We start from the raw sequence: 25,540 nt of genomic DNA, 5'->3' as shown, positions 1-25,540 counted from the left end.
GGCCTCTCAGGCGCGGTAGTCGCCGACGAGTCGCACCGCGCCGGCTCGCACACCCTTGGTCCCGACGACGAGGTCGTCGTCGGCCGAGCCCGTGGTCGCCGGGTCGTGCGCCGCGACCGAGCCGAGCACCCAGGCGGGCAGGCCCAGCGCGGCGCAGCGCGCCAGCGCCGCGTCGACGCCGTCCGCTCCGACGATCGCGACCATGCCCACACCCAGGTTGAGCGTGCTCTCCAGGTCTCCACGAGGCACGCCGCCGAGGTCGCGGACCAGCCGGAACACCGGCGGCACGTCCCAGCTCGAGCGGTCGACCGTCGCGACCAGTCCGGCGGGCAGCACGCGCGCCAGGTTGGCGGCGAGCCCTCCCCCCGTGACGTGGGTGAACGCGTGCACCTGCGCGTCGTCGTCGGCCGCGAGGGCGAGGCAGTCGCTCGCGTACACACGCGTCGGCGTGAGCAGCTCCTCGCCGACCGTGCGGCCGAGGTCGTCGACGTGGCGCTCGAGGCCCCACCCGGCGTGCTCGAGCACCGCCCGGACGAGCGAGTAGCCGTTCGAGTGCAGGCCTGACGACGCCATGGCGACGAGCACGTCACCCTCACGCACACGGTCCGGCCCGAGCAGCGCGTCCGCCTCGACGACGCCCGTGGCCGCCCCCGCGACGTCGTACTCGTCCTCGCCGAGCAGGCCCGGGTGCTCCGCCGTCTCGCCACCGACGAGCGCCGTGCCCGCGACCTCGCAGGCTGCGGCGATCCCGCGGACGATCCCCGCGATGCGCTCGGGGACGACCTTGCCGCACGCGATGTAGTCCGTCATGAACAGCGGCTTCGCGCCGACCACGACGATGTCGTCGACGACCATGCCGACGAGGTCGAACCCGATCGTGTCGTGCACGTCGAGCGCCTGGGCGATGGCGACCTTCGTCCCGACGCCGTCGGTCGAGGTCGCGAGCAGCGGGCGACGGTACCGGGTGAGCTCCGCCGCGTCGTAGAGGCCGGCGAACCCGCCGACGCCACCGAGCACCTGCGCGCCCTGCGTACGCCGGACGGCGTCCTTCATCAGCTCGACGGCCTTGTCGCCCGCCTCGGTGTCGACGCCGGCGGCGGCGTAGGTCAGGCCAGTGGGCTCGGGCACGTCGGCAGTCACGGTCGTGGGCTCCAGGATTCGTGGGGGGTGGGCTCGGGGCTCGTCGGGCGGGCTTCGCGCGGACGGACAGGTCAGGGGTGCTGGAGCGCGCCGCCGCCGCCCGCACCCACGGCGATCGAGCGCAGACCGTCCTCGGGAGCGCCGAGCGGCAGCTCGGACTGCTCGAGCAGGTTCTTGCCGAGCTGGTCGTCCGGCGGCAGCTCGATCGGGTACTTCCCGGTGAAGCACGCTGCACACAGCTGGGACGAGGGCTGCTCGGTCGCGGAGATCATGCCCTCGGTCGAGATGTACCCCAGGGAGTCGGCACCCAGCGACTGGCCGATCTCGTCGGGCGAGAGGCCGTTCGCGATCAGCTCGGCGCGCGACGCGAAGTCGATGCCGTAGAAGCACGGCCACTTGACGGGCGGCGAGCTGATGCGCACGTGCACCTCGGCGGCTCCGGCCTCGCGCAGCATGCGGATGAGGGCGCGCTGCGTGTTGCCGCGGACGATCGAGTCGTCCACGACGACGAGTCGCTTGCCCCGGATCACGTCCCGCAGCGGGTTGAGCTTCAGCCGGATGCCGAGCTGGCGGAGCGTGTCCGACGGCTGGATGAACGTGCGCCCGACGTACGCGTTCTTCGTCAGCCCCTGCCCGAACGGGAGCCCCGACTCGGCGGCGTAGCCGACCGCGGCCGGCGTCCCGGACTCGGGGACCGGGATCACGAGGTCGGCGTCGACGGCGTGCTCGCGCGCGAGCTGCCGGCCCATCTCGACCCGCGCGGCGTGCACGGACCGCCCGTTGATGCTCGTGTCGGGGCGCGCGAGGTAGACGTACTCGAAGACGCACCCGGCCCGCTCGACGGGCGCGAACCGCGTCGACCGCAGCCCCTCCTCGTCGATCGCGATGAGCTCGCCCGGCTCGACCTCGCGGACGAAGGACGCACCCACGATGTCGAGGGCCGGCGTCTCGCTCGCGACGACCCAGCCCCGCTCGAGGCGGCCGAGGACGAGCGGGCGCACACCCTGCGGGTCACGGGCCGCGTAGAGAGTGTGCTCGTCCATGAAGACGAGCGAGAACGCGCCGCGCAGGTGCGGCAGCACCTCGAGCGCCGTCGCCTCGAGCGTGTGGTCGTCGTCGCCCGCGAGCAGGGCGGTGACGAGAGCGGTGTCCGTCGTGTTGCCGCGCGCGAGCTCACCGCGCCGCTGGCTGCCGTAGCGCTCGGCGACGAGGTCGACGAGCGCCGCCGAGTTCGTGAGGTTGCCGTTGTGCCCGAGCGCGACGGTCCCTGCCGCGGTCGCGCCGAGCGTGGGCTGCGCGTTCTCCCACGTGACCCCGCCGGTCGTGGAGTAGCGGCAGTGCCCGACGGCGAGGTGTCCGGTCAGGGCGTTGAGTGCGGTCTCGTCGAACACCTGCGAGACGAGGCCCATGTCCTTGTAGACCAGGATCTGCTCGCCGTTGCTCGTCGCGATGCCGGCCGACTCCTGGCCGCGGTGCTGCAGGGCGTAGAGGCCGAAGTAGGCGAGCTTGGCGACCTCCTCGCCGGGAGCCCAAACACCGAAGACGCCGCACGCGTCCTGCGGCCCCTTCTCGCCGGGCATGAGGTCGTGGTTGAGCAGTCCATCTCCGCGGGTCGCCACGTGCTCCAGTGTCCCACAGGGCCCCGCCCGGGACCGAAGCCCGAGTTCAGAGCCCCGTCAGCGCCCAGCACGTCTCTGGACCCCTCCAGTGCTGACAGCTGTGTGGCCGTGTCGTGTCAGCGGTCGCGCAGGCTCCGGCGGTCGGCGAGGACGGCCCAGAGGCCACCGATCGCCGCTCCCAGCGCGGCGCCCGCGACGAGGATCACCGTGAAGTAGACGCCGGGCTTGAACACGCTCTCGGCCGCGTCGGACTGCAGCCAGCTGCCGCCCACGCCCAGCGCGACGACCAGACCCAGCACGATCCCGACGCCGATGAACCGCCCGTACCGCGGCGCGCGTCGAACCGCGGTCGGGTCGACGACGTCCTCGACCTCGACCTCGCCCGGCACCGGAGACTGCTCTTCGCTCACGCCAGCGACTCTACCCGCGCGACCTGGACCGCCGGCGCGCTCTCCCCGAGCTGCCGTGCCGGGACGCAGCGCGGCCCGGGTCTGCCAGACCCGGGCCGCGCTGCTCGGCTCACCGTGCGGTCATCCGCACGTGATGCCCTCGTACGCGACCTTGTGCTGCTCGTAGCGCGGCGCCGAGCCCGGGACGTAGCCCGCGACGGTCACGGAACCGGCCTCGAGCGACGTGTCCCGCACGGCGTACGACTGGTACGCCGACGCGCCCGGCTGCACCCCGGCGAACCGCTTCTCGCCGAACGGGGTGTAGTGCCGGACGTCGATCGCGACGTCCTCGCCGTTGGTCGCCCGCACCGCGAGGTACGCCTTCCCGGCGAGGCAGCGCGCCTGCACCGTGACGCCCACGTCGACCCCCGTCGGAGGCGCGGAGGCCTCGACCGTGACCGGGACGCGGGTGACGGTGCCGCTCGGGTCCGCGACGACCCACAGGTCGTACGCGCCCTCCGCGGCGTCGTCGGGCACGCTCGCCGTGAGCGTCGCCGCGCCGTCGGTCACCGTGGCGGTGCCCGCCGGCTGGCCCGGCGACGCCGGGTCGAACTCGTCGTCGCGGGCCACCAGGTAGCCGGTGACCTCGGTGTTGAGCGGCGAGCCGAGCGACGTGAGGTCGAGGTGCGAGAGCGCGACGCTCACGTCCTCGCCCGCGTCGACCGGACCGGGCAGCTCGTCGACGACGACGCGCGACCGCGCGAACGACGGCGACACCGGGCTGTTGTCCTGCAGGTAGGCGATCCACGCGTCCCGGTCGATGAGACCCGAGTCGCTCGCGTCCGTGCCCTGCGTGAACACCCGGAAGTTGTCGCCGCCGGTCGCCAGGAACGAGAACGTCGCGACGCGGTACTCGCCTGCGGGATCGACCGGCTCGCCGTCGATCGTCACCGAGAGGACGTTGTCGCCCGGAGCGGCGTTCGGGTCGGCGGAGCTCGCCGTCCACGACACGTTGTCCGAGAGGCCCAGCGCCAGGTACGGGCGGGACGGCCGGTTGCCGTTCGCGTCGGTCTGCCACTGCTCCTCGAGCATCTCCACGACCTGCTCACCCGTGAGAGTCACGGTCCACAGGTTGTTGACGAACGGCAGGACCGCGTTGGCCTCGGCGTAGGTGATCACGCCGTCGTCGCCGTAGTACAGCTCGTTGCGCAGACCACCGGGGTTGACGACGCCGAGGTCCGCGCCGCCGCGGTCCGGGTCGGCCAGCGTGTCGCGGAGCGAGTTCGCCACGAGGTTGCCGAGCGCGGACTCCGACGCCCGGTCGTCCCGGCCACCCGTCGGCGGTACCGTCACCGGCGGCGCCACGTAGACGCCGTCGACGTACGAGCCGCCCGTGAACGCGGTCGTGATGTCCTGCGTGACCTCGCCGACCGGCTGCGAGCCGATGACCTCGGCCTCGGCGAGCGCCGGGTCCAGGACGTCCTTGACCGCCTGGACGCGCGGGTACGTCTGGGCGAGCTCCTCCCACGGCGTCGACGTCCGTGGCACGTTGACGACGTCGTAGCTCACGACGTCGTCGGTCGCGGTGTCGATCTCGAGCGTGATGTGACCGATGTTCTCGCCGTAGCTCCCGGTCTGGATGACCGGGCGCGTGCGGGTCTCGTCACCGGGGACCGGCGCCTCCCACGCGTACTGCTTGTGGGTGTGACCGTTGAGGATCGCGTCGACCGACGCGTCGGTGTCCTCGACGATGCTCGCGAAGGCGCCGCCCGCGGCGAGCTCGTCCTCGAGGGTCGCGCCGTCCGGCGTGCCGGCACCCGCGCCCTCGTGGTACATCGCGACCAGGACGTCGGCCTCGCCGTTCGACTCGTCGCCGTCCTGGAGCTGGGCGGCTACCCGGTTCACCGCCTCGACGGGGTCACCGAAGTCGAGGTCCGCGATGCCGGCCGGGGTGACGAGCGTCGGGGTCTCGACCGTCACCGCGCCGATCACACCGACGCGCACCCCGTCGACGTCGAGCACGTCGTACTCCGGCAGCGCCGGGTCCTGCGTGCCCTTCGCGTAGACGTTCGCACCGAGGTAGCTCCAGTCGGCCTCGTCGGTGACGCGACCGGCGAGATCGTCGAACCCCTTGTCGAACTCGTGGTTGCCCACCGCGGAGCTCGCGAGCTCCAGCGCGTTCAGCACGTCGATCGTCGGCTGGTCGTCCTGCGACGAGGACGCGAAGAGCGACGCGCCGATGTTGTCGCCGGAGGACAGGAACACGGTGCCGTCGGGGTTCTCGGCCCGCAGCTCCTCGATCGTGCCCGCGAACGAGAGCGTGTTGTTGGTGACCACGCCGGTGTCCCGGTTGGTCACGTACGGCTCGATCCGACCGTGGAAGTCGTTGATCCCGAGCAGGTCGATCGTCGTGGTGCCCGGCTCGACGTCGCCGCCCAGCTCGAGGCCGACGAGCACCGGGTCGTGGTCGGACGACCGGAACGGCGTCGTGTCGTAGAGGATCGACGCGTTGTAGTTGTAGCGGCTGTACTCGTTCGCGATGGGCTCGACCGAGTTGATGTTCCACACGTCGGTGCCCGTCACCGCGGCAGCGGCGGACGGCGAGGCGAACACGTGGTCGAGCGACCCGACGTACCCGTCGAAGAGATACGTCTCCTCGCCGGTCGAGGCGCCCAGGTCGACGTAGCCCGCGTCCTTGAGGACCTCCAGCGGGTCCTCCATCGAGTAGGAGTTGAAGTCGCCCGCGAGCAGGACCTTGTCCGTGCCCGCGTCCGCCGCGACGTCGTCCGCGAAGCCGACGAGCGCCGTCGCCTGCTTGACCCGCGACGCGTTGGACGCGCCCTGGCCGTCGCCCTGGTCGGCGTCCTCGCCCGAGCCCGAGCCCTTCGACTTGAAGTGGTTGGCGACGACGAGCACGTCGTCGTCCACCGATGCGAGACCGTCAGCGGGCTGGAACACCTGCGCGAGCGGCTCGCGCGCGTTGCCGAACGCCGGGTCGTCGAGCAGGATCTGCGAGGCGCCGACCGGCTCGGCCGTGTCGACCTGGTAGATGTACGCGAGACGGATGACGTCCTCGTCGTCGGGCAGCGCCGCCGGGGAGGGCACGAACGCCCACTCGTCGGCGCCCGCCTCCTCGTTGAGCGCGTCCACGAGGTCGGAGAGCGCCTGGTCGCGGTCCTTGCCGAACGGCTCGGAGTTCTCGATCTCCATGAGCGCGACCACGTCCGCGTCGAGCGCGTCGATGGCGGCGACGATCTTGGTCTCCTGGCGCTCGAGGTTCTCGGCGTCCGCCGCACCTCGCGCGTCACAGCCCGTGCGCACCGTGATCGGGTTGCCCTCGCGGTCGGTGTAGTACTGGCAGCCCGTGAGCTGGTCGCCCGTGGTCGTGAAGTAGTTGAGGACGTTGAACGTCGCGACGCTCAGGTCACCGCCGACCTCGGCCGGGGCGTCCTCTCGCGTGTCCTCGAAGGTCGCCGGCTGGACCTCGTCGGCGTTGCCGTCGTCGCCCGCGCGCAGGTGCGTGAGCGGCTGGAACGTCCAGGCGTCGAACCGGTAGTCGAGCACCACGGGGCTCGTGAACGTGACGTCGGCACCGACTCGCGCAGGGGCACCGCCCGTGAGGTACGGCAGCGGGATGCCCTTGTTGGCGGTGCTGTTGAAGTTGGTCGTCGCGCCGTCGTCGAGCACGACGCCGCGCGCCGCCCGGTCCGCGATCGCGGCCTGGGCCTCGGCCGACCCGGGGCGACCGGCCGACGTCGGCTGGAGGAACGGGTCCGTCCCCGCGGCGAGCAGGAAGGAGCCGTAGTAGTTCGTGTCGTAGTTGTCGGCGATCGTGTAGTCGCCCGCGGGCTGGACGAGCATCCCCTCGAGCGGCTCGCGCTCGGCGTCGGTCGCGGGGAACGCGACCTCGGCGGCCTTCACGGCCTCGGCGGGCTCGTCGAGCACCGACCAGCTGCTCGCACCGGGCGTGATCTGCGTGAGCGTGAAGTACTCGGAGACGACGCCCGTGACCTCGACGTGGTCGCCGACCTCGAGCTGCTCGGCCGCGGTCTTCGAGTACACGAAGATCGCGTCGGAGGCGTCGTGGTCGTCGCCCAGGTCTCCGCCCGTGCCCTCGGTCTGGAGGTACAGGCCGTCGTACCCGCCCGTGGGGTAGGTCGCGGTGACGACGCCGCGCGTCGTGACGGTCTGGCCGACGAGCGGGCTCGCGGCTCCGGAGCCCTGGATGTCGGCGATCGGCACGACCTCGCCCGGCTCGGGGTCCGGGTCGGGGTCCGGGTCCGGGTCGGAGCCGCTGTTCTGCGGCGTCACGGCGTCGAGGAGGCCGAAGTCCGCGCTGTTGTCGTCGGTGTCCGCGAAGCCCGTGCGCTGGAGCGACCCACCCGCGTTGTTCGCCCGGCCGGCCGGGGCGGCCGTGGTCTCGAACGTGTTCGAGCTGCCGTACCCGAGCAGGTCGACGACGCCGTCCGTGCCGGCGAGGTCGCCCACGCCCGGGTCCAGCGTCGCGGTCGAGTCGGCGAGCGCGATGGTCCCGTTCTGCCCCTGGAAGGAGACGCCCCCGCTCGCGTCGGGCGTCGGGAGGGACGCTCCGTTCGTGCCGTTCGACGCCGCCTGGACCAGGTAGTACCCGCCGCCGGCGATGCTGCCGGCGAGCTCGATCTTGCCCGTGAAGGCGCTCGACGTGCCCGCGGCGCGGTACTGGACCGACCAGCCGTCGAGCGACACCGGAGCGTCCGTCGGGTTGTAGAGCTCCACGAACTTGTTCGTGTAGGGCGCGTTCGCGCTGCCGCCGCTGAGGTAGGCCTCGTTGATGACGACGGCGTCACCGTCTGGTGCCGCGGTGGCGGCGGGGGCGACGACGGCGGTGAGCGGCAGGGCGAGAGCCACGCTCAGCGTGCTCGCCACCACCCCCCGACGCCGCGAGAAGTGGTGGTGGGACACGCTGACTCCTTCATCTCGTGCGGACGGCCCGGCGGAGCCGACGTCCAGCCACGGCACGCGGCCCGCACTGCCGGGACCATCGCACCGCACTCGTGTGAACGCACGGTTGCAGCCGGATCACCACCGCGAGAACGCTGTGCACGACCTCGTGCGGCAACGCGTCCGCGCGAGCGGCGGCCGATCATGCTCGGACGCTAGACCCCTCCGGCAGTCCCCGCCAGACCTGGCGGCCGGACCGTTACCCACTGGTAACACGGCCATGCCGCGAATCGGACGTCAGCGCCGTCGGGCGGCCTGGAGCGGCAGCAGACCCGACAGGTCCGCACGTTCTCCCGACGCCCGCACGCGGCCGTCGGCCACCGCGTCCGCCCAGTGCTCGGCGCCCGTCGCCAGCCCGAGCCAGGTCTGCGGATCCGTCTCCACGACGTTCGGGGGCGTGCCACGGGTATGGCGCGGCCCCTCGACGGCCTGCACGACGCCGGCGGGCGGGACCCGCACCTCGACCGCGTGCCCGGGCGCGACGTCGGCCAGCTCCTCGAGCGTGAACCGCACCGCGGTCGTCACGTCCTTTCGCTCGGCACGAGAGTCCTGCCACGCGGCGAGCGCCGCGCGGCCGACGGCGGGATCGGTGCGGCGTCGGGCAGGCATGGCACCCGAGCCTAGTCCGCGTCGCCGGACGGGCCGACCGTGAAAAGCACGCGGCGCTCCGCGACGGACGCCTCGCGCAGGGTCGCCCGCACCCGCTCGCCCAGGGGCAGGTCGACGCCCTCCGCACGCGCCCGCACCGCGGGCTCGGCGAGGACGACCTGCCCCCGCGCGGGAGCACCGGGGGGCGCGTCGTCGTCCCGCTCGGCGACGTCCACGACGACGGCGTCGAACTCCTCTCCCTCGCGGCCCGCGAGGACCGCCGCCTCGACCACGTCGAGCGTCGCGCGCTCGAACGACCCGGCGCGCTGTCCCGTGCGCGCCATCGTCCGCGGCAGGCCGGGCAGGGCGTCGAGCACCCAGCGCGGCACCGGCTCGCCCGCGCACAGCGCGAGGCACGCCTCGGTCCCGTACCGGTCCACGAGGCGACGCAGCGGGGCCGTGACGTGCGCGTACTCCGCGGCGATCGCGGCGTGCGCGGCGTCGTGCGGGACCCCGGCATCCTGACCCGTGCCGCCGAACGCCTCGTAGGACGCGCCACGGAACAGGCTCGTCGCCTCGGTCAGGAAGGCCGCGTGCCGCGGCACCGCCGAGTCGAGCGTCGGCAGCAGGTCCGCGTACGCCACCTCGGTCGGCCAGCCGATGCCGAGCGCTGCCGCGGTCCGCCGCAGTCGCTCGACGTCGCGCGGGTCCGCTGCCGGCAGGGAGCGGAAGATCCCGGTGCCGCCGTCGCGCATGATGCGCGCGGCGACGATCCCCGTCAGGAGCGAGATCTGCGCGTTCCAGCCCTCGACGGGCAGGGTCGAGCGCAGCTCGAGCCCGAACGTGCCGTCGTCGCGCGCGACGGTCTCCTGCTCCGGGACGTCGAGCGACACCCCGCCTCGTTCGCGCTCGCGTGCGATCCGGAGCTCGCCCACCTCGCGCAGGAGGGCCAGGGACGCGGCAGCCTCTTGCCCGGTGGTCCCGGCGTCGATCCGCGCCTGCGCGTCGTCGTAGGACAGCCGCTCGCGCGAGCGCACGACGGCGCGTCGCACGACCGCCTCGACCGGCTCGCCCCGGCCGTCGAGCGCGATGCGCCAGACGACGGCGGGCCGGTCCTCGCCCGGCAGCAGGCTCGCGGCGCCCTCCGACAGGACGGGCGGGTGCAGCGGTGTCCGGACGTCGGGCGCGTAGAGGGTCGTGCCCCGCTCGTGCGCCTCGGCGTCGAGCGCGCCGCCGGGCTCGACGAACGCGCCGACGTCGGCGATCGCGTAGTGCACGACGAAGCCGTCGTCCGCGCGCTCGAGGAACATCGCCTGGTCGAGGTCCATCGACCCGGGCGGGTCGATCGTCACGAACGGCAGGGCCCGCAGGTCCTCGCGGCCGCCCCCCGTGTCCCGCGGACCCGCGGCCGCGGCGGCCTCCGCCTCCGCGAGCGCCGCGGCCGGGAAGTCCGACGGGATCTCCAGCTCGCGGCGCAGCGCCGCGAGGGCGTCCTGCACGACGCGGGCGGCGTCGAGGAGACGGGCTGGCGGGACGAGGCGCAGACGGCGAGCAGGCACAGACCGACCCTAACCAGTCGCGTCGTCCCCCACCCGGTGCGGACCGGGGCCGTCGGGCGGACGGACCGCGTGGCCGGACGCGGCGGCGTCGAGCGCGGCCCGTGCCACGACCGCGATCCCGGGGTCCGTGACCTCGAACCCGCCGTCACCGCCGCCGCCCGGCCCCGCGTCGTCGTGCACCGTGCGCTTGGCCGACAGGTGCACCGCGTCGACGCCGGCCGCGACCAGCGCGCCCACGTCCTGGGGGCGCACTCCCCCGCCCGCCATGACCTGGATCCGCCCCTCGAGCGCGTCGTGCGCGTGCGTCGCGAGCGCCCGCAGACGGTCGAGACCGTCGACGCTGCGCGGCGCCCCGCCGGACGTGAGGACGCGCGCGACCCCGAGGTCGACGAGCAGGTCGAGCGCCTCGACGGGGTCGGTCACGACGTCGAGCGCGCGGTGGAACGTCACCTCGTTCCCCGCCGCCGCGTCGACCAGCGCGCGGACAGCCGCCACGTCCACGCGGCCCGCGGCGTCGAGCGCGCCCACGACGACGCCCCGCGCTCCGGCGGCCACGGCCGAGCGGACGTCGCGCACCTGCAGGTCCAGGTCCACGGCGTCGTACGTGAACCCGCCCGGGCGGGGACGCACGAGGACGTGCACCTCGACGGCGGGTGCCCCGCGCTCCACGCCTGCCGCCCGGGCCACGTCGAGCGCGGCGTCGAGCAGGCCTGCGCTCGGCGTCAGCCCTCCGGTCGCGCCGAGCGCGACGCACAGCTCGACACGTCGCGCGCCGACGTCGGCCGCGACACCCACGCCAGCCGGGTCCTGGACGGCGAGCTCGAGCGCGACCTCGCGCCGCTGCGCTCCTGACTGCACGGTGCACCTCCTGGGCGACGGGAACCGCTCCCGCCCGCCGTGCATCGTCTCACCGTGCGGGTCCCGTCAGATCACCCCGAGGGCGAGCATGGCGTCGGCGACCTTGGTGAACCCGGCGATGTTCGCGCCGAGCACGTAGTCGCCCGGCGAACCGTACTCGTCGGCCGTCTCGACGCACCGGTCGTGGATGCCCGCCATCGTCTGCGCGAGCCGCTCCTCGGTGTACTCGAACGTCCACGAGTCGCGCGAGGCGTTCTGCTGCATCTCCAGCGCCGACGTCGCGACGCCACCCGCGTTCGCGGCCTTTCCCGGGCCGAACAGCACGCCCGCGGCCTGCAGGAGCTCCACCGCTGCGGGCGTCGTCGGCATGTTCGCCCCCTCGGCGACGGCGACGACCCCGTTCGCCACGAGCTGCTTCGCGGCGGGCTCGTCGAGCTCGTTCTGCGTCGCGCACGGCAGCGCGACGTCCGCCGGGACGTCCCAGATGCTGCCGTCCTCCACGAGCCGCGCGCCCGGACGACGCGCGGCGTAGTCCCCGACCCGGCCGCGCTCGACCTCCTTGACCTGCCGGAGCAGCTCGACGTCGATCCCCGCCTCGTCGACGACGTAGCCGGAGGAGTCCGAGCACGCGACGACCTGGCCGCCCAGGTCCCGCGCCTTCGCGATCGCGTACGTCGCGACGTTGCCCGACCCGGAGACGACGACACGGCGACCGTCCAGCGCCTCGCGCCGCGTCTCGAGCATGCGCTCGGCGAAGAGCACCGCGCCGAACCCGGTGGCCTCCGTGCGCACGAGCGACCCGCCCCACGAGATGCCCTTGCCCGTGAGCACGCCGGACTCGTAGCGGTTGGTGATGCGCTTGTACTGGCCGAACAGGTAGCCGATCTCGCGCCGACCCACGCCCGTGTCACCGGCGGGCACGTCCGTGTGCTCGCCGATGTGCCGGTAGAGCTCGGTCATGAACGACTGGCAGAAGCGCATGACCTCGCCGTCGGACCGACCGCGCGGGTCGAAGTCGGAACCACCCTTGCCGCCGCCGATCGGTAGCCCGCTGAGCGAGTTCTTGAAGACCTGCTCGAACCCGAGGAACTTCACGATGCCCAGGTACACCGACGGGTGGAACCGCAGCCCGCCCTTGAACGGCCCGAGCGCGGAGTTGAACTCGACGCGAAAGCCCCGGTTGATCTGCACCTGCCCGGCGTCGTCCACCCACGGGACCCGGAAGATGACCTGCCGCTCGGGCTCGCAGACGCGCGCGAGCACGGCGGCCTCGGTGTACATCGGGTGCTTGCGCAGCACCGGACCGAGCGAGTCGAAGACCTCGCGCACGGCCTGGTGGAACTCGACCTCGCCGGGGTTGCGGCGCAGGACGTCGTCGTAGACGGACTGCAGCTGGCTGTCCATGGTGCTCCTCGTGGCTTCCGGGGCGGAAGGAGCAACGGTACGCCCGTACCAGTCTCCGCCGCGCGCGCGTCCGGACCGTCACGGCAGTGGGCGCCGACCCCTCCGGGTCCGGCGCGTCACCAGCTCCAGCCGCGCTCGCTCAGCTCGAGCTCCTCGCGGAAGCGCTCCTCGTCGCGGGCCCGCAGCCCGGCGCGCAGCGGCGCGTCCTCGACCGCGAGGCCCGTCAGCCGGCAGGCCTCGCGCAGCAGCGCGTCGTACGCGCCCTGGACGGCGAGGTAGTGGTGCGCGCGGGCGAAGAGACGTGGGTCGGACTCGATGCGCCGCAGCTCGGTGGCAAGCTCGCTGAGCCGGACCTGGAGCGCGAGCGTCGCCAGGGGGTCCACGGGCCCGTTCCGCCGACGCCCAGGCCGAGGCCGAGGAGCACCACCCGGCGGCCGACCCACCCGGTGCAGCACGAAGACCACCGCGGCGACGGTGCACACCGCCGCGGACCAGAGCATGAGCTGCCACGTCATCGAAGCCACCCTCCGCGGGTTCCGGGGGCCTTGTTCTACCCTAGAGCGCTCGACCGTCGCGGGCCACGCGTCGGGCGACTCCCGACGGCGGGGGCATGGAACCCATCACCCGGGTTGAAACCCTGGTCAGGGGAGAGGACCGGAGGCGTCGCCACCTTCCTTCGAGGACTCCCGCCGGCCCAGACGGTCCTCGCCGCACAGCGGGGCGAGAGGGCCGCGTAGGCTCGCCTGTCCTTGCTGGCGGGAGCACGGAATGCTCTCTAGTCTGGAATGGTTCAAGAGAACGGCACCGGTCGAGACAGCACAGCACAGGTGGCCGCCGCACGGACCGGGCAACCCCCGGAGGAAGCGAGGAGCACCATGTCCGCACCCAGCATCAAGCGCAGCACGTCACGCTTCGAGGCGTCCCAGAAGCTCCAGGGCCACCTCCAGCGCGTGCTCGTCGCGCTCGTGGACCTGCACGTCCAGGGCAAGCAGGCGCACTGGAACGTCACGGGCCGCGGTTTCCGCGACCTGCACCTGCAGCTCGACGAGCTCGTGGACACCGCGCGCGAGCACAGCGACGTCGTCGCCGAGCGCCTGCGCGCCCTGCAGGCCGTGCCCGACGGCCGCACGGAGACCGTCGCCACCACGACCGACCTCTCGCCGTACCCGGCCGGTCTCGTGTCCGTGGGCGACACCGCCGACGCGATCGTCGAGCGCGTCGCGCAGACCGTCGAGGTCGTGCGCGAGGTGCACGACGACGTCGACGCCGAGGACCCGACGACCGCGGACCTGCTGCACGCCGTGATCGACGGCCTCGAGAAGCAGGCCTGGATGATCTCCGGGGAGACCCGCGTGGTCTGAGCGGCGGCCCCCCCCGCCGGCGGCGCGCCCCCCTGCGGGGGGGGCCGCGCCGCCGTCGTCCCGTCGGGTGGCCGGACCGGGCCACTGCTACCGCTCAGTCCTGAACGGCCGCCGGGAGCACATGGACCGTCGCGACGAGCGCGCGGTGGTCGCTGTCGTGGAGCTGGAGGGACTCGACGTCGGTCACGACGTTCTCCCGGTCCGTGACGACGTGGTCCAGGTCGAGCACCGGTGGCTGGCCCTCGCGCAGCGACCACGAGAGGTCGAGACCGCTCCCGGACGACCGGGTCGCGTCGTGGAAGCGGTCCCCGAGCAACCGTCGGAACGTCGCGTGCTCGTACGTGGAGTTGAAGTCGCCGACGAGCACCTGCGGCGTCGGGTCCGCCTGGGCGCGGTCCGCGAGCGCGAGCATCTCGGTGTGCCACACGTCGGTGATCTCGAGCAGCGGCGGCACGGGGTGGACGGCCGTGACCCGGACGGGGGTGCCGTCGACCTCGACGGTCGCCGAGGGCATGGCGAACGTCGAGAACTCGGTCGTGTCCGGGTCGGAGAGCGGCAGCGCGCTCCACAGCCCGCTGCCCGGCGACCCGTTCGCGACCTTGGCGTCGACATGGTGCGGCAGGACGTCCTCGATCCCCGCATCCACGAGCCGGTCGCGGAGCTCCTCGGTGAGCTCGACGACCGCGAGCACCTGCACGTCCTCGTCGCGCACGAGGTCGACGACCTGCTCCGCGTCCGCGGAACCCACCCACGCGTTGACGCCGAGCACCCGCAGCGACGCCGACCCGGTCGCCGCGGCGGGTCCGGGCACGACGTACGGGACCACCCAGAACGCCTGCGCGACGACGCACACCCCGACGACCGCGGCGAGCGCCCCGCGCCGGGCGAGCGCGGCCGCGACCAGGGTCACGGCGGCGAGCGCGGCGACCCACGGCGTGAACCCGACCACCTGCGCGAGGGGTGGGACGGCGTCGTACGGGACGGCCCGCACGAGGGTCATCACGACCACCACCACCGCCAGGGCGGTGAGCAGCACGGTGACGATCCGCCCGCCGGGGCGACGGCGCGTCGTCACCCGCCCGGTCGGGAGCCTCGTGACGGTCGCCGTCGTCATGGCAGGACTCTCGCAGTGTCTCGGTCCTGGCGCGAGGAGGCGCCACGACCTCGCCCGTCGGCCTTCACCGAACCCGCGCAGGGCGGGCCCGGTCAGGTCGGCCGAAGGTCAGCCGAAGATGCCGGGGAGCGTGGCGCGGTGCACTCCGGATGCCTCGTCGAGCGGGATGGTGAACAGCCCCTGGACGTCCAGCGTCTCGCCCGACTCGGACACGAGCGCCGGGTCGGTGCCCGTCTCGCCGATCTTCACGACGGGCACGCCCCGGGCGACGCACGCGTCGACCAGCTGGGACTCGGCGCTGCGTCCGCTCCCGTGCGGCACGGAGACCAGCACGCGCGCGGTCGACTCCGAGAACAGCGCCTCGAACGCCGTGACGCCGTCGCGCTCGGTGATCGCGTCGAGCGACACGGTCGCCCCGACACCGAACCGCAGCGACGCCTCGAGCAGACCCTGGACGAGACCACCCTCGGACAGGTCGTGCGCAGCGGTCACGAGGTCGTCGCGGCTCGCGTTGACGAGCACGCCCGCGAGCGCCCTCTCCGCCGCCAGGTCGACGCGCGGCGGCACGCCGCCGAGGTGGGAGTGCTCGACGTCGGCCCAGGCGGACCCGTCGAGCTCGGGGCGGGTCGTGCCGAGCAGGTAGATGCTCTCCCCTGCCTCGCGCCAGCCGGACGGCGTGGCGTGCGCGACGTCGTCGAGCACGCCGAGCACGCCGACCACGGGCGTGGGGTGGATGGACGAGTCGATCTGGCCGGGCTCGCCCGTCCCGTTGTAGAGCGAGACGTTCCCGCCGGTGACCGGGACGCCGAGCTCGCGGCACGCGTCCGCGAGGCCCTCGATCGCCTCGACCAGCTGCCACATCGAGTCGGGGTCCTCGGGTGACCCGAAGTTGAGGCAGTCCGTCACGGCGAGCGGCCGCGCGCCCGTCGTCGCGACGTTGCGGTAGGCCTCGGCGAGCGCGAGCTGCGCGCCCGTGCGGGGGTCGAGCTTGGCGTAGCGGCCGTTCGCGTCGGTCGCGAGCGCGACGCCGAGGCCCGTGGTCTCGTCGACGCGGACCACGCCCGAGTCGTCGGGCTGCGCGAGCGCCGTGTTGCCCTGGACGAACCGGTCGTACTGGTTCGTCACCCACTCCTTCGACGCGAGGTTGGGCGACGCGAGCAGGCGCAACGCCGTGGCACGCAGGTCGTCGCCGGACTCGGGCCGGTCCAGCCCGTCGGCCAGGACGGTCGAGGCGTTGAGCCCGTCCTGCCACGAGGGCCGGGCGTACGGGCGGTGGTAGACGGGTCCCTCGTGGGCGACCGTCTTCGGGTCGACGTCCACGATGCGCTGGCCGTGGTGGTCGATGGTCAACCGACCGGAGCCGTTGACCTCGCCGACGACGGCCGTCTCGACGTCCCACTTGCCGGTGATGGCGAGGAACGCGTCGAGCTTGTCGGGCGTGACGACCGCCATCATGCGCTCCTGCGACTCCGACATGAGGATCTCGCCCGCGTTGAGCGACGGGTCGCGCAGCAGGACGTCGTCGAGCCACACGTGCATGCCGCCGTCGCCGTTCGAGGCGAGCTCGGAGGTCGCGCACGAGATGCCCGCGGCGCCCAGGTCCTGGATGCCCTCGACCACGCGCGCCGCGTAGAGCTCGAGGCAGCACTCGATGAGCACCTTCTCCATGAAGGGGTCGCCCACCTGGACGCTCGGGCGCTTCGCGGGGACGCCGTCCTCGAACGTCTCGGACGCGAGGATCGACGCGCCGCCGATGCCGTCTCCGCCCGTGCGCGCGCCGAACAGGATGACCTTGTTGCCCGTGCCGGACGCGTTGGCGAGGTGGATGTCCTCGTGCCGCAGCACGCCGAGGCACAGCGCGTTGACGAGCGGGTTGCCCTGGTAGGACGGGTCGAACACGAGCTCGCCGCCGATGTTCGGCAGGCCGAGCGAGTTGCCGTAGCCGCCGACGCCGGACACGACCCCGTGCACCACGCGTGCCGTGTCCGGGTGGTCGACGGCGCCGAAGCGCAGCTGGTCCATGACGGCGACGGGGCGGGCGCCCATCGAGATGATGTCGCGCACGATCCCGCCGACACCCGTGGCCGCGCCCTGGTAGGGCTCGACGTAGGACGGGTGGTTGTGCGACTCGACCTTGAACGTCACGGCCCAGCCGTCGCCGATGTCGACGACGCCCGCGTTCTCGCCGATGCCGACGAGCAGGTGCTTCTTCATCTCGTCCGTCGTCGCCGTGCCGAACGTCGACAGGTGCACCTTGGAGGACTTGTAGGAGCAGTGCTCGGACCACATGACCGAGTACATGGCGAGCTCGGCGGCCGTCGGGCGGCGGCCGAGGATGTCGCGGATGCGCTGGTACTCGTCCGGCTTGAGGCCGAGCTCGGCGAACGGCTGGGCCTCGTCCGGCGTCGCGGTGGCGTGCTCGACGGTGTCCAAGGTCGGTCGAGCGGCGGAACGGGCGGCAGAGCGTGCAGAAGCCTGTGATGCGGGGGCGGTCATCGGTTCCCTCGGGTGGGCGCTGGCGGGAGGCGCACGACGGCGCGGGGCCAGTCTAGCCGCGCCTCCCGAGGGCCGGTCGTGCGCAGCCGTTCCCGCAGGTAGCGCACCGCCGGCGCGTCGGTCATCGTCGCGCGCCACACCACCGTCACGGGCCGCGTGGGGACGGGCTCGCGCACCGGGACGGGCACGACGTCGGACGGCAGCGGCCCGCGCCCCAGCCGCGGCACGAGCGCGACCGCGAGACCGTGCGCGACGAGCTCGACCTGTGACGCGAACTCGAGGCACCGGTAGTCGATGCGCGGCACGCGCGGCTGGGTCGCGAACATGTGGCAGAACCACTCGTAGCAGATGGTTCCGTCCGGGGTGCAGACCCAGGTCTCGTCGAGAAGGTCCGCCGGCGTGAGGACGGCGCGCGCGGCCAACGGCGAGGAACGGTGCACGAGGACGTCCGCCTCGTCACGGAACAGCTCCTCGCGTCGCAGGCTGGGCGGCACGGTGAGGCCGACGCCCTCCCAGTGGTGCACGAGCGCGAGGTCGAGCGTCCCCGCGGCGACCGCCGCGACCGCGTCCCAGGGCTCGGCCTCCTGCACGACGAGCCGCAGGTCCGGCTCGTCGGCGCGCACCGTCGCGGCGAGCGGCGCGACCATCCCGCGCACCGCGGTCGAGAACGTCCCGAGCCGGACGGTCCCCGTGGGACGCGCACCGGCGTCGTGCAGGCGCGAGCGCAGAGCCTCCACCTGCGCCCGCAGCACGAGCCCCTCGTCGACGACGCGGCGGCCGGCGGCCGTGAGCACCACGCCCCGGCCTTCACGGTCGAGCAGACGGACACCCAGCTCGCGCTCGAGCCGCTTGACCTGCTGCGACACGGCCGACGGCGTGTACCCGAGGTCCCGGGCGGCGGCGTGCACGGTTCCCGTGCGGTCGACCGCGACGAGCGAGTCCACGGCGGCGAGATCGATCATCCCGACAGGCTACCGTGCAGCAGCGCTACCGGGAACAGCGTAATTTCATTCGCTAGACGTGCACGGTACGACCGGGAACCATGTCTGCATGCCGCTGCGCCCGTCCCTGCTCGCCACCCTCGTCGCCGTCATCTGGGGCGCGAACTTCGTCGTCATCGACCTCGGACTCGGCGACGTCCCGCCGACGCTCTTCGTCGCGATGCGCTTCACCGCGGTGCTGCTGCCCGCGATCTTCCTCGTGCCCCGCCCGGCGGCGAGGTGGCGCGACGTCCTGCTCGTCGGGGCCTTCATGAGCCTCGGCCAGTTCGGCCTGCTCTACACCGCGCTCGCGCTCGGCATGCCCGCCGGTCTCGCGTCCCTCGTCCTGCAGGCCCAGGTCGGTCTCACCGTGCTGTTCGCCGCGGCAGCGCTGCGCGAGGTACCGACCCGCTGGCAGCTCGCCGGGGTGCTGGTCGGGGCGGCCGGGCTCGTGGCCGTCGGACTGGGCCGCAGCGCGACGACGCCCGCCCTCGCGTTCGTCGTCACGCTCGCCGCGGCGGCGTCGTGGGCGACCGGTAACGTGATCCAGCGACGCTCGGGACGTGGCGCGCTCGGTCGTCCGCTCCGCGGTTCTCCCGCACGGGGCGCGGCGACCTGGACGGACGGGTTGTCGATGACCGTGTGGTCCGCGCTCGTCGTACCCGTCCCCATGGTCGGGCTCGCGCTGTGGATCGACGGGCCGGACGTCGTCGGGCACGCGCTCACGCACCTGACGCTCGCGCCGCTGCTGTCCACCGTGTACACCGCGTGGCTCGCGAGCCTCGTCGGCTACGGCATCTGGAACGGGCTCCTCGCGCGGTACCCGGCGTCGGCGGTCGTGCCGTTCACGATGCTCGTGCCCGTGGTCGGGACGGGCGCCGCGTGGCTCGTGCTCGACGAGGTGCCCAACGGCGCGGAGGCGGCGGGCGGCGTCGTGCTCCTGCTCGGCGTCGCGATCACGACCGGCGTGCTCGGGCGACGACGCCGCGCGCTGCTGCCGAGCCCGGCAGCGACACGCACCCGTGCGCGCTGACAACCGGGCCCCGGCGCGGTCGAATGGAGGTCCGGGATGTCCGGGACGCGAGGGAGCCGCTCATGAGCCAGGCCGCAGGACAGACGGACGAGCAGCAGCAGCCGACCCTGCGGAAGGTGATGGGGCCGAAGCTGCTCCTGCTCTTCATCGTCGGCGACATCCTCGGCACGGGCGTGTACGCCCTGACGGGACAGGTCGCCGGCGAGGTCGGCGGGGCCGCGTGGCTGCCGTTCCTCGTCGCGTTCGTCGTCGCGACGATCACCGCGCTCTCCTACCTCGAGCTCGTCACGAAGTACCCGAGCGCCGCCGGCGCCGCGCTCTACACGCACAAGGCGTTCGGCCTCCACCTCCTGACGTTCGTCGTCGCGTTCATGGTCATGAGCTCGGGCATCACCTCCGCGTCGACGGCGTCGAACGCGTTCGCCGGGTTCGCGGCCGACGGGTTCGGGATGGAGCTCCCCCTCGGTGGCGGCGGGCAGCTCGCGATCGCGCTCGGCTTCATGGCGGTCGTCGCGCTGATCAACCTGCGGGGCGTCTCGGAGAGCGTCCGGGCCAACGTGGTGCTCACGCTCATCGAGATCTCCGGCCTCCTGCTCGTCATCTTCGTCGGCATGTGGGCGGTGACGCAGGGGCGGGCGGACTTCTCGCGCGTCGTCGTGTTCGAGAGTCCCGACGACAAGAGCATCTTCCTCGCCGTGACCGCCGCGACCACGCTCGCGTTCTTCGCCATGGTCGGGTTCGAGGACTCCGTGAACATGGTCGAGGAGTGCAAGGACCCCGTCCGCGACTTCCCGCGGATGATGCTCACCGGCCTGTCGATCACGGGCGTGATCTACGTCCTCGTGGCCATCACCGCGGTCGCGCTCGTCCCCGTCGGCGACCTGACCGACGCGGCGAAGGGCTCGGCGCTGACCCAGGTCGTCGCGGCCGGGGCGCCCGACCTCCCGTTCGACACGATCTTCCCGTTCATCGCGATGTTCGCGGTCGCCAACTCCGCGCTCATCAACATGCTCATGGCCTCGCGCCTGCTGTACGGGATGGCGAACCAGGGCGTGCTGCCGCGCGCGTTCGGCCGGGTGCTCCCCCGCCGCCGGACGCCCTGGGTGTCGATCCTCGTGACGACGGCGATCGCGTTCGCGCTCATCACGTACGTCGTGCGCCAGTCCGCGACCACCGAGGGTGCCGACTCCGTCGCCCTGCTCGGCGGGACGACGTCCCTGCTGCTCCTGGTGGTGTTCGCCGTGGTGAACGTCGCCCTGCTCGTGCTGCGCCGAGACCACGTGGACCACCCGCACTTCCGCACGAGGACCCCGCTCGCGGTGCTGGGTGCCCTGACGTGCGCGTACCTCGCCGGCCCCTGGGCACGCAGCGCCGACCAGCAGGAGCAGTACCTCATCGCCGGCGCGCTCGTGGCGCTCGGCATGTTCCTGTCGTTCCTGACGTGGCTCTACAACCGGTTCGTCGAGCACCGCACGACCGGGTTCAGCGACGTCTCGCGCCTCGACGACGACGTCGAGCAGAAGTGAGCGGCGACGACCACGCGGGAGCCACCGGCCGAGGGGCGCCGCGCCCGCCTGCGGACGGCGTCGGCCCCGTGGGCCTGCTCGCGTTCGCGTGCGAGGTCGCGCTCGTCGTGCTGCTCGGTGTGGCCGGCTGGCGCCTCGGTACCGCGACGGGGCTCGCGGTACCGCTCGGGGTCGCCCTGGCGCTCGCGCTCCCCGCGGCCACGATCGTGGTGTGGGGGCGGTGGCTCGCGCCGCGGGCCGCGCACCGGCTGTCCCAACCGTGGCGCCTCGACGTCCAGGTCGCGGTCTTCGCGGCGGGCGGTCTCGTCGTCGCACTGACCGGCCTGGTGTGGTGGGGCGTCGGGCTCGCCGTCGTCGGCCCGACGGCGTTCGCCCTCTCCCGCGACCACTGAGCGTCGCACCACGGTGGAGCCCTTTCCGCCCTCACCGCGTCGCCCGCGACCGGGGGCCATGGGCCGCCGAGCTCCTCGTCGTTCTTCCGGCGGGGCAGGATGGGGGCATGCGGACCCGACCACTCGCGCGTGCGCGCGCGCCGCGTGTCGGTGCCGTGCTCGTGCTGACCGTCACGCTGTCCGGGATCGCGGCCTGCTCTCCGAGCGCGCCGGACCCGACGTCGAGCCCGACGCCGGGCCCGTCGGGGACGGTGCAGGACGACGACCCGAGCGCGTCACAGCCGTCGCCCGAGCGCGAGAGCGTGGTGGTCTCGTCCGGCGACGTCACGCTCGAGGCCGCGGCGCCGGAGAGCCGGCAGTCGCGCATCTCCGTCACCGACGACGACGGCGGTCGGGCCGTGTCGATCGATCTCGACGCGCCCGGGGTGGCGTCGCTCGTGCTCACCTCGTCCGGGTCGTTGGCGGTGAACGCCGACGACAGCGTCACCGTCGTCGCCGACGACGGCACCGCCGTCGGCGGGCTCCTCGCCCCGCAGATCGTGCCGCCCGACGACGGCCCGGCCGCGGCGACGTCGTCGGGCGTGACGGTCGAGCAGGTCGACGACCGCCACGTCGAGATCGGCGTCGAGACGGACGGGCCGGCGTCGGTCACGACGACGCTCGGCACCGACGGGATCCGCAGCGCCACGTGGGGTGAGCGCGAGGGCGGCCGCTCGCTCGCCGTCGACCCGACCGCGTGGGCGCGATCCGCGGGCCGCGCGGGCCAGGACGTCGTGCGGGCTCGGCTCGTGGCCACCGAGCCCGAGGCGGACTCGCCCACGATGCGCGACCAGCTCACGTGCCACGCGCTCGGCGCCCCGGACAAGGCGACCTGGAACCTCGAGCCGTGGCGGCCCGACGTCGGGCTGGTCGCGGTGCTCGCGGCGCGCTGCAACCCGACCTGAGCGACGGTCGGGTCCAGGCGCCGTGCGGGAGCCGAAGGCCGGCGCGTCAGTGGCGGGTGGCCACCGACGAGCCGTTCGTGGCCCTCTCCGCCTTGCGGAGCGACTTCTCGCTCAGCGGCTCGTCGCCGCTGGCCCGCAGGCGGCGGTAGTAGTCGCGGGCCTCGTCCTGGCGCTGCTTCTCGGCACCCGACGCGATCTTGGCGCGCAGGTGCTCCGGGCCGTAGCCCCAGGCGTCGACGAGGTCCTGCGCGTGCGGGCGCAGGCGGTCGATCAGACGGTCGAGGTAGCTCGTCACCGTACGGGCGCGCTGCGTCGACAGGCGACCGTTCAGGAGGTACCAGTCGAGGTGGCGCTCGACGAGGCTGAGCCCGTAGAGGTCGCGGACGGTCGTGAGGACCTCGCGCGTGCCCTCGTCCTCGATCGTGGACAACGCCTGCGTGAACGCCTCCCACCGCAGCAGCTCGGCGTGCGCGCGCGCCGCCTCGACGAGCTCGACCTGGTGCGCGTTGAACAGGTTCGCCGCGGTCTCCGGGTCCGCCTTCTGCGCCGGCCGCAGGGCCTGCGCGACCTCCGCGACCATGCTCTCGACGCGGTCGGTGAGCAGCTCGCGCTGCGTCTCGGCGTCGCGCAGGTGGCCGGCGGCGCGACGCACGTCGCCGACGTCGGCGAGCGCCTGCGCCGCACGCTTGAGGGGTGTGCGGTGCAGTGCCATGTCCGAGGCGCGCTCGACGACCACGCGCGCCATCCGGCCCGGCGTGATGCCCTTGAACTGTGCCGCGTAGTCCTTGAGCAGCCGCTTCGCGACGAGCTGGAGCAGGACGGTGTTGTCGCCCTCGAACGTCGCGTAGACGTCCATGTCGGCGTGCAGGCTCGTGATGCGGTTCTCGGTCAGGAATCCTGCCCCGCCGCACGCCTCGCGCGTCTCCTGCAGGGTGTCGAGCGCGAACCGCGTGCTCGTCGCCTTGAGCGCTGCTGCCGTCGTCTCGAGGTCCTCGCGCTGCTCCGGGGTGTCCTCCTCGCCGGAGAACACCGAGTGGAACAGGTCGAGCAGACGGTCGTGCGCGAAGTGCGCGGCGTAGGCCTCGGCGATCGGCACGATCAGCCGGCGCTTGTGCGTGCCGTAGTCGAGGAGCACCATCTCCTCCGTCGGGGACGCACCCGTGAACTGGCGGCGCTCGTTCGCGTAGCGCACGGCGATCGCGAGACCCAGCTTCGACGCCGTGACGGCCGCGCCGTCGAGCGACACGCGGCCCTGCACGAGGGAGCCGAGCATGGTGAAGAACCGTCGACCGGGGCTGTCGATGGGACTCTCGTAGGTGCCGTCGGCGTCGACCGACCCGTAGCGCGCGAGCAGGTCGGCGCGCGGGACGCGCACGTGGTCGAAGTGCAGGCGCCCGTTGTCGATGCCGTTGAGCCCGCCCTTCTGGCCGTCGTCCTCGCCGCCGACGCCGGGCAGGAACGGCAGGGCACCGTGCGCGTCGCGCTCGCCCTGCGGGTCGCGGATCGGCACGTAGAACGCGTGCACGCCGTGGTCCACGTTCTTGGTGACGAGCTGGGCGAACACGACCGCGGCGGTCGCGTGCACGGCGGCGTTGCCCAGGTAGTCCTTCCACGCGCCCCGGAACGGGGTGTGCAGGACGAACTCCTCCGACTGCGGGTCGTAGGTCGCGGTCGTGCCGATGCTCGCGACGTCGGACCCGTGGCCCGTCTCGGTCATCGCGAACGCGCCGGGGACGCTGAGGTCCATCGCGCCCGGCAGGAGCCGGTCGTGCTGCTCGGGCAGGCCGAGGTGCAGGATCGCCGAGCTGAACAGGCCCCACTGGACCCCGGCCTTGATCTGCAGCGACGGGTCTGCCGCGACGAGCTCCTCGAACCCGGCGAGGTTGCCGCCGGGGTCGTTCGCACCGCCGAGCCGCTCCGGGAACGCGCGCCACACCTGCTGCTTGCCGACGAGCAGGTGCATCTGCTCGAGCACGTGCTCGCGGTGCACCTCCTTGGGCTGCCCCTCCACACGCCAGAACGCCTCCTCGCCCGCCGTCGCGCGCGCCGCGGCGCGCAGGTCGGCCCAGCGGCCGAGGAGCAGGCTCGAGAGCTCGTCGACGTCGACGCGGGCCTCGCCCGGTGCGTCGACGGACGTGACGGGCGCACCGGACGTGGTGGCGCGGCGGTCGGACGTGGCGGTCATGCGGACTCCTCGGTCGGGGTGCCGGCACCGACCGCGCGTGCGGCGGCGTCGTGCGAGGCAGGGTCGTGGGAGGTGGAGCTCTGGGACGGGCTGCGGGAGATGACGCCGACGGGCCCGGACCAGAGCCACGCGGCGACGCTCTCGGTGAGCTGCTCGCGATCGGGCGCTCCGGGCGTGTCGCGGTGGGTGAGCCACCACTCGCCGGCACCGCGGACGAACCCGACGGCACCGGCCGCCCACGCGGCGGCGTCACCGGCCGGGACGTCGGCGACGCGCGCGAACGGGCGGGCGACGAGCTCGATCACGGAGTCGAGGAAGGCGGCGAGCGGAGCCCGGCCCGAGTGGCCGTCGTCGGGGCGGCCACCGGAACCCGGCAGCGCCACGTCCTGCGTGCCCGCGACGGCGCTCGTGCGCGTCACGAAGAAGTAGACGTTGGGCGAGCTCTCGATCATCTCGAGATAGACCGCGACCATGGCGCGCAGGGCGCCCCGTGGGGTCTCTGCCTCCTCGGCGGCCTGGGTGAGCGCGTCGTGCATCTGCCCGACGACGGCCGAGCCGAGCGCGACCTGGAGGCCGGTCTTGTCGTCGAAGTAGCGGTACACGATCGACTTGGACGTGCCGGCCGCGGTCGCGATCTCGTCCATCGAGACGCCGGGACCTTCGTGGTGCACGGCCTTGCTGGCCGCGCGCAGGAGCTCTGCCCGACGTGCCGCGCGGTGGTCGTCCCAACGGGTCGAGCGCCCGTCGACCGACGCGACCTGCCCGCGGCCACCCGACCGTGCGCCGGGTTCGCTGACGTGTGCGACCACGAAGTCCTCCGTCGTGACTCCTCGACGGCGACGTCCTGGTATCCACGTCGCCGCACTGCTGCCTGCTGCTGCCTGCGTGCTGGGGCGGAAGGCAGCACGAGTGTCGCCCCACCTTCCGATACCGAGAGTATCAGGTACTGTGGGTATTGGACACCAGTTCCGA

The 25,540-nt window shown here is 73.3% G+C and carries 19 protein-coding genes; 5 read left to right on the top strand and 14 right to left on the bottom strand.

Features of this window, described 5'->3' with window-relative positions; genetic code table 11:
- Positions 1 to 6: 6 nt before the first annotated feature.
- From purM to IF651_RS17645, 9 genes are all read right to left on the bottom strand, one after another.
- Positions 7 to 1,128: a phosphoribosylformylglycinamidine cyclo-ligase gene (purM, locus tag IF651_RS07060; protein WP_191828391.1), complete on the bottom strand. Its 1,122-nt coding sequence runs from the start codon at positions 1,126 to 1,128 to the stop codon at positions 7 to 9.
- A gap of 83 nt (positions 1,129 to 1,211) precedes the next feature.
- Positions 1,212 to 2,759, bottom strand: coding sequence for an amidophosphoribosyltransferase (gene purF / locus IF651_RS07055; RefSeq protein WP_191828390.1), 1,548 nt, complete (start codon positions 2,757 to 2,759; stop codon positions 1,212 to 1,214).
- A gap of 116 nt (positions 2,760 to 2,875) precedes the next feature.
- Positions 2,876 to 3,169: a histidine kinase gene (locus IF651_RS07050; RefSeq protein ID WP_191828389.1), complete on the bottom strand. Its 294-nt coding sequence runs from the start codon at positions 3,167 to 3,169 to the stop codon at positions 2,876 to 2,878.
- A gap of 120 nt (positions 3,170 to 3,289) precedes the next feature.
- Entirely contained in the window at positions 3,290 to 8,089 is a 4,800-nt protein-coding gene (locus IF651_RS07045) for an ExeM/NucH family extracellular endonuclease (protein WP_338403815.1), read from the bottom strand.
- Between the two features lie 276 nt (positions 8,090 to 8,365).
- The gene (locus IF651_RS07040) at positions 8,366 to 8,737 is read right to left on the bottom strand and encodes a sterol carrier family protein (RefSeq protein WP_191828388.1); all 372 of its coding nucleotides are present in this window, start codon (positions 8,735 to 8,737) and stop codon (positions 8,366 to 8,368) included.
- A gap of 11 nt (positions 8,738 to 8,748) precedes the next feature.
- Positions 8,749 to 10,275, bottom strand: coding sequence for an RNB domain-containing ribonuclease (locus IF651_RS07035; RefSeq protein ID WP_191828387.1), 1,527 nt, complete (start codon positions 10,273 to 10,275; stop codon positions 8,749 to 8,751).
- A gap of 9 nt (positions 10,276 to 10,284) precedes the next feature.
- Complete coding sequence (locus IF651_RS07030) at positions 10,285 to 11,133, bottom strand: copper homeostasis protein CutC (RefSeq protein ID WP_338403814.1); 849 nt, start codon at positions 11,131 to 11,133, stop codon at positions 10,285 to 10,287.
- Positions 11,134 to 11,199: 66 nt separating this feature from the next.
- On the bottom strand, positions 11,200 to 12,537 hold the full coding sequence (gene gdhA / locus IF651_RS07025) for an NADP-specific glutamate dehydrogenase (protein ID WP_191828385.1): 1,338 nt from the start codon (positions 12,535 to 12,537) through the stop codon (positions 11,200 to 11,202).
- A 116-nt stretch (positions 12,538 to 12,653) separates the two neighbouring features.
- Complete coding sequence (locus tag IF651_RS17645; RefSeq protein ID WP_241744198.1) at positions 12,654 to 13,052, bottom strand: hypothetical protein; 399 nt, start codon at positions 13,050 to 13,052, stop codon at positions 12,654 to 12,656.
- Positions 13,053 to 13,412: 360 nt separating this feature from the next.
- On the opposite strand from IF651_RS17645, the gene IF651_RS07015 reads away from it, so the two are divergent.
- Complete coding sequence (locus IF651_RS07015) at positions 13,413 to 13,898, top strand: Dps family protein (RefSeq protein ID WP_191828384.1); 486 nt, start codon at positions 13,413 to 13,415, stop codon at positions 13,896 to 13,898.
- Positions 13,899 to 13,992: 94 nt separating this feature from the next.
- Here the strand turns inward: IF651_RS07015 and IF651_RS07010 are convergent, their stop codons facing one another.
- The 3 genes from IF651_RS07010 to IF651_RS07000 all read right to left on the bottom strand — a co-directional run bounded on the left by IF651_RS07010 (position 13,993) and on the right by IF651_RS07000 (position 18,470).
- Positions 13,993 to 15,012, bottom strand: a complete 1,020-nt coding sequence (locus IF651_RS07010) for an endonuclease/exonuclease/phosphatase family protein (RefSeq protein ID WP_191828383.1) — start codon at positions 15,010 to 15,012, stop codon at positions 13,993 to 13,995.
- A 108-nt stretch (positions 15,013 to 15,120) separates the two neighbouring features.
- Positions 15,121 to 17,508, bottom strand: a complete 2,388-nt coding sequence (gene purL / locus IF651_RS07005; RefSeq protein ID WP_191828382.1) for a phosphoribosylformylglycinamidine synthase subunit PurL — start codon at positions 17,506 to 17,508, stop codon at positions 15,121 to 15,123.
- On the bottom strand, positions 17,505 to 18,470 hold the full coding sequence (locus IF651_RS07000; RefSeq protein WP_191828381.1) for a LysR family transcriptional regulator: 966 nt from the start codon (positions 18,468 to 18,470) through the stop codon (positions 17,505 to 17,507). The genes purL and IF651_RS07000 overlap by 4 nt, the downstream gene beginning before the upstream one ends.
- A gap of 88 nt (positions 18,471 to 18,558) precedes the next feature.
- On the opposite strand from IF651_RS07000, the gene IF651_RS06995 reads away from it, so the two are divergent.
- From IF651_RS06995 to IF651_RS17405, 4 genes are all read left to right on the top strand, one after another.
- Positions 18,559 to 19,521, top strand: a complete 963-nt coding sequence (locus tag IF651_RS06995) for an EamA family transporter (RefSeq protein ID WP_191828380.1) — start codon at positions 18,559 to 18,561, stop codon at positions 19,519 to 19,521.
- 62 nt (positions 19,522 to 19,583) lie between these two features.
- Positions 19,584 to 21,047: an APC family permease gene (locus tag IF651_RS06990; RefSeq protein ID WP_191828379.1), complete on the top strand. Its 1,464-nt coding sequence runs from the start codon at positions 19,584 to 19,586 to the stop codon at positions 21,045 to 21,047.
- Positions 21,044 to 21,439, top strand: a complete 396-nt coding sequence (locus IF651_RS06985) for a DUF2568 domain-containing protein (RefSeq protein WP_191828378.1) — start codon at positions 21,044 to 21,046, stop codon at positions 21,437 to 21,439. Before IF651_RS06990 ends, IF651_RS06985 begins: the two co-directional genes overlap by 4 nt.
- Positions 21,440 to 21,546: 107 nt before the next feature.
- The gene (locus IF651_RS17405; RefSeq protein ID WP_206715205.1) at positions 21,547 to 22,383 is read left to right on the top strand and encodes a DUF2599 domain-containing protein; all 837 of its coding nucleotides are present in this window, start codon (positions 21,547 to 21,549) and stop codon (positions 22,381 to 22,383) included.
- Between the two features lie 46 nt (positions 22,384 to 22,429).
- On the opposite strand, the gene IF651_RS06975 is transcribed toward IF651_RS17405, so the two are convergent.
- Positions 22,430 to 24,568: an acyl-CoA dehydrogenase family protein gene (locus tag IF651_RS06975; protein ID WP_191828377.1), complete on the bottom strand. Its 2,139-nt coding sequence runs from the start codon at positions 24,566 to 24,568 to the stop codon at positions 22,430 to 22,432.
- Positions 24,565 to 25,377 carry a TetR family transcriptional regulator gene (locus tag IF651_RS06970; RefSeq protein ID WP_191828376.1) on the bottom strand — a complete coding sequence of 271 codons (813 nt, stop codon included), beginning with the start codon at positions 25,375 to 25,377 and terminating at the stop codon, positions 24,565 to 24,567. The genes IF651_RS06975 and IF651_RS06970 overlap by 4 nt, the downstream gene beginning before the upstream one ends.
- Between the last annotated feature and the right edge of the window lie 163 nt (positions 25,378 to 25,540).

Source organism: Cellulosimicrobium arenosum, from assembly GCF_014837295.1.
In the GTDB taxonomy this organism is placed as follows: domain Bacteria; phylum Actinomycetota; class Actinomycetes; order Actinomycetales; family Cellulomonadaceae; genus Cellulosimicrobium; species Cellulosimicrobium arenosum.
This window is presented reverse-complemented; position numbering and strand designations above follow the sequence as displayed.